Below are 6,746 nucleotides of genomic sequence, written 5' to 3'. Positions count from 1 at the left end.
CCCGCCGGCGGGCGGGCGGCGCCACGTCGGAGTGCCATTCCCCCGGCTGGGCGCCGAAGCGCGCCGCCACCCGCGCGATCACCGCCTGGGTCAGGGCGATCTCGGGCAGCAGGATCAGCACCTGGGCCTCCGGATCGGCGGCCAGGGCCGCGGCGGCGGCCTCCAGATAGACCTCGGTCTTGCCCGAACCCGTGACCCCGTCCAGCAGGGCCACGCCGAAGCCGGCGGTCGCCATCTCCTTCAGTACGCTCGCCGCGGCCGCCTGGCTGGCGCTGAGCTCCGAGCCCGGCCGCGACAGGTCGGGCGGATCGAACCGCGCCTGCGCCGTCACCTCGCGGATCGCCAGCACACCCTCGTCCAGCAGACCCTTCACCACGCCCGACGAGACCCCGGCGGCGCGCGCCAGGTCGGCCGGGGTCATGGCCACAGTCGCGGCCTCCAGCACCTTCGTCCGCGCGGGCGTGGACTTGGCCGGCTGCGCGCCGGTGGGCTCGACCACCCGGATGGGCCGGGGCTTCGGCGCGCGGGCGCCGCGCAGGGCGATGGCCAGCGGCTGGCCGGGCGCATCCACGGCGTAACGGGCGGCCCACTGCACGAACTCCACCGTGCCCGGTGGCAGGCGCGGCTCGTCCAGGCGCTCGGCCACCGGCTTCAGCGGGCGATTTCCGCCCGTCCCGTCCCGCACGGCCGTCACCACGCCGCGGATCAGCCGCGGCCCCAGGGGCACGGCGACCTGGTCCCCGGGCTCCAGTCCCATGCCGTCGGGCTCGGCGTAGTCGAACGCCTCCGGCAGCGGCATGGGGATGAGGACGGAGGCGATGCGGCTCATGGTTTGAGGATCAGGGCTTCGCAGCTACAAGCGGCCTGAACAAGACAAGATCGACAGGCTTCAAGGTCAGAATATGCAGCTCTTCCTCGACACCACCGACACCGCCGTCCTGAAGGACCTCGCCGCCACCGGCCTCGTCGACGGGGTGACCACCAACCCGTCCCTGATCGCCAAGTCCGGCCGCAACATGCTGGAGGTCATCGCCGAGATCTGCAGCCTGGTGGACGGTCCCGTCTCCGCCGAGGTCGCCGCCATGGACACCGCCGGCATGCTGGACGAGGGCCGCAAGCTGGCCGGCGTCGCGCCGAACGTGGTGGTGAAGGTGCCGCTGACCCGCGACGGGCTGATCGCCACCCGCGAGTTCGCCGCCGAGGGCATCCTGACCAACGTCACCCTGTGCTTCTCGCCGGCCCAGGCGCTGCTCGCCGCCAAGTCGGGCGCGACCTACATCAGCCCGTTCATCGGCCGCCTGGACGACCACGGCGCCACCGGCATGGACCTGATCACCGAGATCCGCGCCATCTACGACAACTACGACTTCGACACCGAGATCCTGGCCGCCTCGATCCGCACGCCGGCCCATGTGGCCGAGGCCGCGCTCTCGGGCGCCGACTGCGCCACCATCCCGCCGGACGTGTTTGAGGCGCTTTTCAAGCATCCGTTAACCGAACGCGGGCTCCAACAGTTCATGGCTGACTGGGCCAAGACCGGTCAGTCCATCTTGTAAGAGGCTTGAGGTGACATGGACGGGTCGCAGGGTGAGTTCTCGTTTGAAAGCCCCATCGACCCGTCCGCGGTCCGCCGCTTCCTGGCCGACAACCCCGATTTCCTGAAGGCCGATCAGGGCCTGCTGGCCGAGCTGGGCCTGACCGTGGCCGGCAGCAGCAACGTGGTCGAGTTCGCCCCGATGGCGCGCGTGCACGCCGCCCACCAGCGCGAGGCCGAGCAGCGCGCGCTGCTGGAGGAGACCGCCCGCGCCAATTTCGCCGCCCAGGCCCAGACCCATGGCGCGGTCGTGGACCTGCTGGACGCCCGCAACCTTTCCGATCTGGCCCGCCGGGTCGACGACCTGGCCCGCATCCGCTTCGGCCTGGCCGCCGGGATGATCGCGCTGGAGTGCGAGGGCCTGCCCCCCGCCGGCTGGCGCCCCCTGGTCGAGGGCCAGGTGGACCTCATCCTGGATGGCCCCCGCCGCATGGCCCGCATGGGCTTCGCCCCCACGGCCCTCGGCCTGTTCGGGCCCGACGCGGGCGAGATCCGCTCCATGGCCATGGTCCGCATGGCGATCTGGGAGCCGTCCCGCCAGGGCCTCCTGGCCTTCGGCTCGGCCAGCCCGGACGACTTCACTCCCGACATGGGCGCCGAGCTCGTCGCGTTCCTGGCGCGCGTCGTCGAGCGCACGGCGGAGCGATGGCCGCTGCTCTGAGCGCCGCCCAGGCCCGGATGGCCTGGCTCGAGCACCTGGCGAACGAGCGCCGGGCCTCGCCCCGCACCCTGGAAGCCTATGGCTTCGCCGCCGGCCGCTACATCGCCTTCCTGGAGCAACACCGGGCCGAGAGCCTGTCGGTGAAGGGCCTGACCGAGGTCACCGCCGGCGAGGTCCGGGCCTGGCTGGCCCACCTGCGGGCGGGCGAGCGTCCGCTCTCGCCGCGCTCGCTCAGCCAGGCGCTGTCGGCGATCCGCACCTTCCACCGCTTCCTGGACCGCCGGCTGGACGCGCCGAACGCCGCCATCGGCCTGGTCCGCGGCCCGCGCATCAAACCCGGCGCGCCGCGGCCGGTGACCGAGGACCAGGCCGCCGGCCTGCTGGCCGAGCCGGCCCTCGACCCGGACCGGGAGGATTGGGAAGCCGCGCGCGACCAGGCGGTGCTGACCCTGCTCTACGGCTGCGGCCTGCGGATCTCGGAGGGGCTGTCGCTGAAGCGCGCCGACGCGCCTCTTGCGGACGTCCTGCGCATCACCGGCAAGGGCGGCAAGACGCGCATGGTCCCGGTGCTGCCCGCCGTGCGCGAGGCGGTGGACGCCTATCTCGCCGAGGTCCCGTTCGCGCTCGAGCCGGACGGGCCGCTGTTCCGGGCCAAGCGCGGCGGGCCGCTAGGGCCCCGCCACGTCCAGGCGACCGTCCAGAACCTGCGCGGGCGCCTGGGCTTGCCCGCCAGCGCCACGCCACACGCCCTGCGGCACTCGTTCGCGACCCACCTGTTGGGCGCGGGCGCCGACCTGCGGTCGATCCAGGAACTGCTGGGCCACGCCTCGCTGTCCACGACCCAGCGCTATACCGAGGTGGACGCCGCCGCCCTGCTGGGCGCCTACAACCAGGCCCACCCGCGCGCGTGATCAGTCCGCGTTGCGGAAGGTCGTGCGGCCCTCGTTGGGCGTGCGGGTCAGGTGGCAGGGGCGGCCCCGCTTGTCGAGCACGGTGATCGAGCGGCCCTTCGGCGTGTCGAGCAGCATCCGCGGAACCTGTTTTCCCGTGCGCTCCGAGATGTAGTAGGGCGCCGGCCGGCAGCGGATCGGCGTGCGCGCGTCGTTCATGTCCTTCACCGACGGCTGGGCCGAGGCCAGGGTGACGGCGATAAGCATCGAGACCGGATCCACTAGCGCCCCACCTCGTAACCCACCACCAGCGGCGCGGCGCAGCCGTCGACCTCCCGCAGGACCGCCTTTTCGTGGTTCGCCTTGGGCAGGCGGCCCAGGACCGACATCTTCGCCTTGCCGTCGTCGCGGTACAGCAGCGCGGGGTCGGCGATCTCGAAGCGGCCGTTCGCTTTGCAGGTCTGCCCGGACGGCGCGTCTTCCACGAACACCGGCGCGCGGGCGCCCGCCGTCGGAGCGGCGGCCACGGTCGCGGTCATGGTAGCGGCGGCGAGCAGCGCCAGCATTGCAGCCTCCCTTTACGCAAGCTGCAGTAGGCTGCCATCGTATGACCGCATCGCCAAATTAAGTTTCGGCCACATGACCGCAGATGCACACTGGGTCAGCCCGAGACGAACCGCAGCCAGGCGACGCCGCCGTCCTCGCCGGCCTCGATGCAGCGGAATCCCTCGCGGGCATAGAAAGCCTGAGCGCCCTTGTTGGCGGCCTGGCACTTGAGCGACAGACTCCCACCCGCCGCGGCCATCACATAGCGCAGCAGGGCCTTGCCGATCCCGCGGCCACGCTCGGTCACGTAGAGCGAATGCAGGAAGGCCTGGGGCCGGTACAGCGCGGCGATCCCCACGATGCGCCCCGCCTCCACCGCCACGAAGATCTCCTCGTCGCGGGCGGCGGCTAGGAAGTCCTCCGCGCGGTGCCGCTCAGGCGGAAGCCAGGTGAAGGTGTCGGTGAGGACGCGCACGTACAGGCCGGCGCAGGTCGCCAGCTCATCCGCCCGGGCGCGGCGCAGGACGAGGCCAGGCGTCAGGCCTGCATCGTCCACCCTTCGACTCCCATGGCGGCCTGACGCAGGGCTTCCGAGCGGGTCGGGTGCGGGTGGCAGGTGCGCGCCACGTCCTCGGACGCCGCGCGGAAGGCCATGGCCACGGCGAACTCGCCGACCATCTCGCTGACCTGGGGACCGATCAGGTGGGCGCCCAGGATCTCGTCGGTCGCGGCGTCGGCCAGCACCTTCACGAAGCCCTCGGTCTCGTGGTTGATCTTGGCGCGGCTGTTGGCCGTGAAGGGGAACTTGCCGGACTTGTAGGCGCGGCCCTCGGCCTTGAGCTGCTCCTCGGTCTTGCCGACCCAGGCCACCTCGGGCGTCGTGTAGACCACGCTCGGGACCAGGTTGTAGTCGATGTGGGCGTACTTGCCGGCGATCGTCTCGATGCAGGCGACGGCGTCCTCTTCCGCCTTGTGGGCCAGCATCGGGCCATAGGTCACGTCCCCGATCGCCCAGACGCCGGCCGCCGAGGTCCGCAGATGGTCGGTCTCGATGAAGCCGCGCTTGTCCGGGGTGACGCCCACCGTCTCCAGGCCCAGGCCCTCGGTGTAGGGCCGCCGTCCGATGGCCAGCAGCACGTAATCGGCCGCCAGCGTCTCGGCCGCGCCGCCGGCGACGGGCTCATACGTCAGGGTCACGCCGGTCTTGGACGCCTTGGCGCCGGTCACCTTGGACCCGAGCTTGAACTCCATGCCCTGCTTGGTCAGCGCGCGCTGGAAGGTCTTGGCCATCTCGGCGTCCATGCCGGGGGTGATGCGGTCCAGGAACTCGATCACGGTCACCTTGGCGCCCAGGCGGCGCCACACCGAGCCCAGCTCCAGGCCGATGATCCCGGCGCCGATCACCACCAGGTGGCCGGGGACCTCCGGCAGCTCCAGGGCGCCGGTGGAGTCCACGATGCGCTTCTGGTCGACCTCGACGCCGGGCAGGCCCGAAGGCTCCGAGCCGGTGGCGATGACGATGTCCTTGGCCTCTAGCGTCGTGACCGCGCCGTCCGCCCCCGTCACCTCGACCTTGCCGGGGCCGGCGATCCGCCCGCGGCCCTTCACCCAGTCGACCTTGTTCTTCTTGAACAGGAATTCGATGCCCTTGGTCAGGGCGGTCACCGACTCGGCCTTCTGCTTCATCATCTGGGGCAGGTTCAGCTTGGGCGTCACCTCGATGCCGAGCGTGGCGAACTCGCCGCTGGCCGCCGCGAACAGTTCCGAGGCGTGCAGCAGCGCCTTCGACGGCATGCAGCCCACGTTGAGGCAGGTGCCGCCGAGCGTGACCCGATCCTCGATGCAGGCCGCCTTCAGGCCAAGCTGGCCCGCGCGGATGGCCGCGTTGTAGCCGCCGGGGCCGCCGCCGATGATGATCACGTCGTAGGGAGTGGGGTCTGCCATGATGCGCCTGCGCCTTCAGATGGGCGCGCAACCTAGTGTGCGTTCCGCAAAAGTGGAGTCCGGTTTTGCGTTCGGGCGCACGCCGGAAACGATTTGACCTGAAGCGGCATCGCCGGCTCGCGGCGCGGACGGGCCGAGGTCAATCGTCCAGGGGGCCGCGCTCGTCCTTCAGGCGTTGATGTAGACCGCCGGCCGGGCAGGCGCGGAGGCTCCGGGCGCCGTCCGCTTCAGCATCCGCGTCAGGCGCTCCAGCACCACCGTCCCGCTGAACGGCTTGGCCAGGCAGTCACGCACGCCCAGCTCGATGCCGGCGCGGACGTCCTCCGCGGCGATGTTGCGGCCCACCAGCAGCACCGGCGCGGGACGGCCCGGCAGCGCCGCCATGGCGCGCAGCAGCTCCATGCCGTCGATGTCCGGCAGGTTCCGCTCCAGGATCACCGCGTCGGGCCGGGCGTTCCCCAGCATTTCCAGCGCGTCACGACCGCGGCGGACGGCGATGGGGTGAAAGCCCGCCACGTCGAGGCGGATCTGCAGCATCTCGAGATTGGTCCGGTCAGGGTCCACGACCATGACCTTGGAGGCGCGACCGTCGAATTGCATCCGCCGCGCTCCTCAGAACAGGTCCAGGTCGCCGGCGTCGGCGTCGTTGGCGTCGTCCGCCTCGCCGCCCAGCCCCGCCGTCATTCGCTCCACCAGGGCGCCCAGGGTCACCTCCGAGAGCGCGCCGCCCACCGCCACGGTCGCCTCTTCGGGAACCGCCGCGCTCAGGCCGCGGGCGAAGGCCGAGAGGCTGGTCAGGTGCTGCGCCAGCAGGTCGACGCCATGCATGCCTTCCAGGAGCCGTGCGCGCTCGCTCTCGCAGAGCTTCTCCATGACCTCGCCGATCACCCGGTCCAGGAAGATGCAGCGTGCGCCGGCCAGCTCGATCTCGGCGGCCAGCACGTCGAGCGTCATCGCCAGACTGGGGGCGAAGGTCCGGCTGATCGTCGGCGCGTCCATGCAAAGTCTCCCTTTGACGAGAGACTTCCCAGGGGACGGCTAATTGTTGGTGAATTGTGGGAAACGCCGTTCGCTATCGGCTGTGGATACGGCTCGACTGCGGCGATCCGCC

General features: G+C 71.3%; 10 protein-coding genes. 3 read left to right on the top strand and 7 right to left on the bottom strand.

The window, feature by feature from the left end; all coding sequences use genetic code 11:
* A partial coding sequence (locus AX721_RS08020) for a DEAD/DEAH box helicase (protein WP_197422501.1) occupies nucleotides 1-829 on the bottom strand: 829 nt, incomplete at its 3' end.
* A gap of 73 nt (nucleotides 830-902) precedes the next feature.
* Between AX721_RS08020 and fsa the strand changes: the two genes are divergently transcribed.
* From fsa to AX721_RS08005, 3 genes are read left to right on the top strand one after another with little or no spacing between them, the layout of a single operon-like run.
* Nucleotides 903-1,556 (top strand): fructose-6-phosphate aldolase, encoded by a 654-nt coding sequence (gene fsa, locus AX721_RS08015; RefSeq protein WP_068875493.1) that lies wholly within the window; start codon nucleotides 903-905, stop codon nucleotides 1,554-1,556.
* A 15-nt stretch (nucleotides 1,557-1,571) separates the two neighbouring features.
* Nucleotides 1,572-2,255, top strand: coding sequence for a DUF484 family protein (locus AX721_RS08010; protein ID WP_068875492.1), 684 nt, complete (start codon nucleotides 1,572-1,574; stop codon nucleotides 2,253-2,255).
* A complete protein-coding gene (locus tag AX721_RS08005; protein WP_068875491.1) occupies nucleotides 2,240-3,166 on the top strand; it encodes a tyrosine recombinase XerC in 927 nt (308 codons plus the stop codon). The genes AX721_RS08010 and AX721_RS08005 overlap by 16 nt, the downstream gene beginning before the upstream one ends.
* On the opposite strand, the gene AX721_RS08000 is transcribed toward AX721_RS08005, so the two are convergent.
* The 6 genes from AX721_RS08000 to AX721_RS07975 form a co-directional block, all read right to left on the bottom strand.
* Nucleotides 3,167-3,412: a hypothetical protein gene (locus AX721_RS08000; RefSeq protein ID WP_156467063.1), complete on the bottom strand. Its 246-nt coding sequence runs from the start codon at nucleotides 3,410-3,412 to the stop codon at nucleotides 3,167-3,169. It lies immediately after the preceding gene.
* A 14-nt stretch (nucleotides 3,413-3,426) separates the two neighbouring features.
* On the bottom strand, nucleotides 3,427-3,711 hold the full coding sequence (locus AX721_RS07995; RefSeq protein ID WP_068875489.1) for a hypothetical protein: 285 nt from the start codon (nucleotides 3,709-3,711) through the stop codon (nucleotides 3,427-3,429).
* Nucleotides 3,712-3,806: 95 nt separating this feature from the next.
* A complete protein-coding gene (locus AX721_RS07990) occupies nucleotides 3,807-4,247 on the bottom strand; it encodes a GNAT family N-acetyltransferase (protein ID WP_068875488.1) in 441 nt (146 codons plus the stop codon).
* Nucleotides 4,229-5,635 (bottom strand): dihydrolipoyl dehydrogenase, encoded by a 1,407-nt coding sequence (lpdA, locus tag AX721_RS07985; RefSeq protein ID WP_068875487.1) that lies wholly within the window; start codon nucleotides 5,633-5,635, stop codon nucleotides 4,229-4,231. Before lpdA ends, AX721_RS07990 begins: the two co-directional genes overlap by 19 nt.
* A 168-nt stretch (nucleotides 5,636-5,803) precedes the next feature.
* Nucleotides 5,804-6,235 (bottom strand): response regulator transcription factor, encoded by a 432-nt coding sequence (locus tag AX721_RS07980; RefSeq protein ID WP_068875486.1) that lies wholly within the window; start codon nucleotides 6,233-6,235, stop codon nucleotides 5,804-5,806.
* A gap of 12 nt (nucleotides 6,236-6,247) precedes the next feature.
* A complete protein-coding gene (locus tag AX721_RS07975; RefSeq protein WP_068875485.1) occupies nucleotides 6,248-6,634 on the bottom strand; it encodes a hypothetical protein in 387 nt (128 codons plus the stop codon).
* Nucleotides 6,635-6,746: the final 112 nt, after the last annotated feature.

The organism is Phenylobacterium sp. CCH9-H3 (genome assembly GCF_001557235.1).
Classification (GTDB): Bacteria; Pseudomonadota; Alphaproteobacteria; order Caulobacterales; family Caulobacteraceae; genus Phenylobacterium.
The sequence above is the reverse complement of the archived record's forward strand: the minus strand, read 5'-3'. Positions and strand labels throughout refer to the sequence as shown.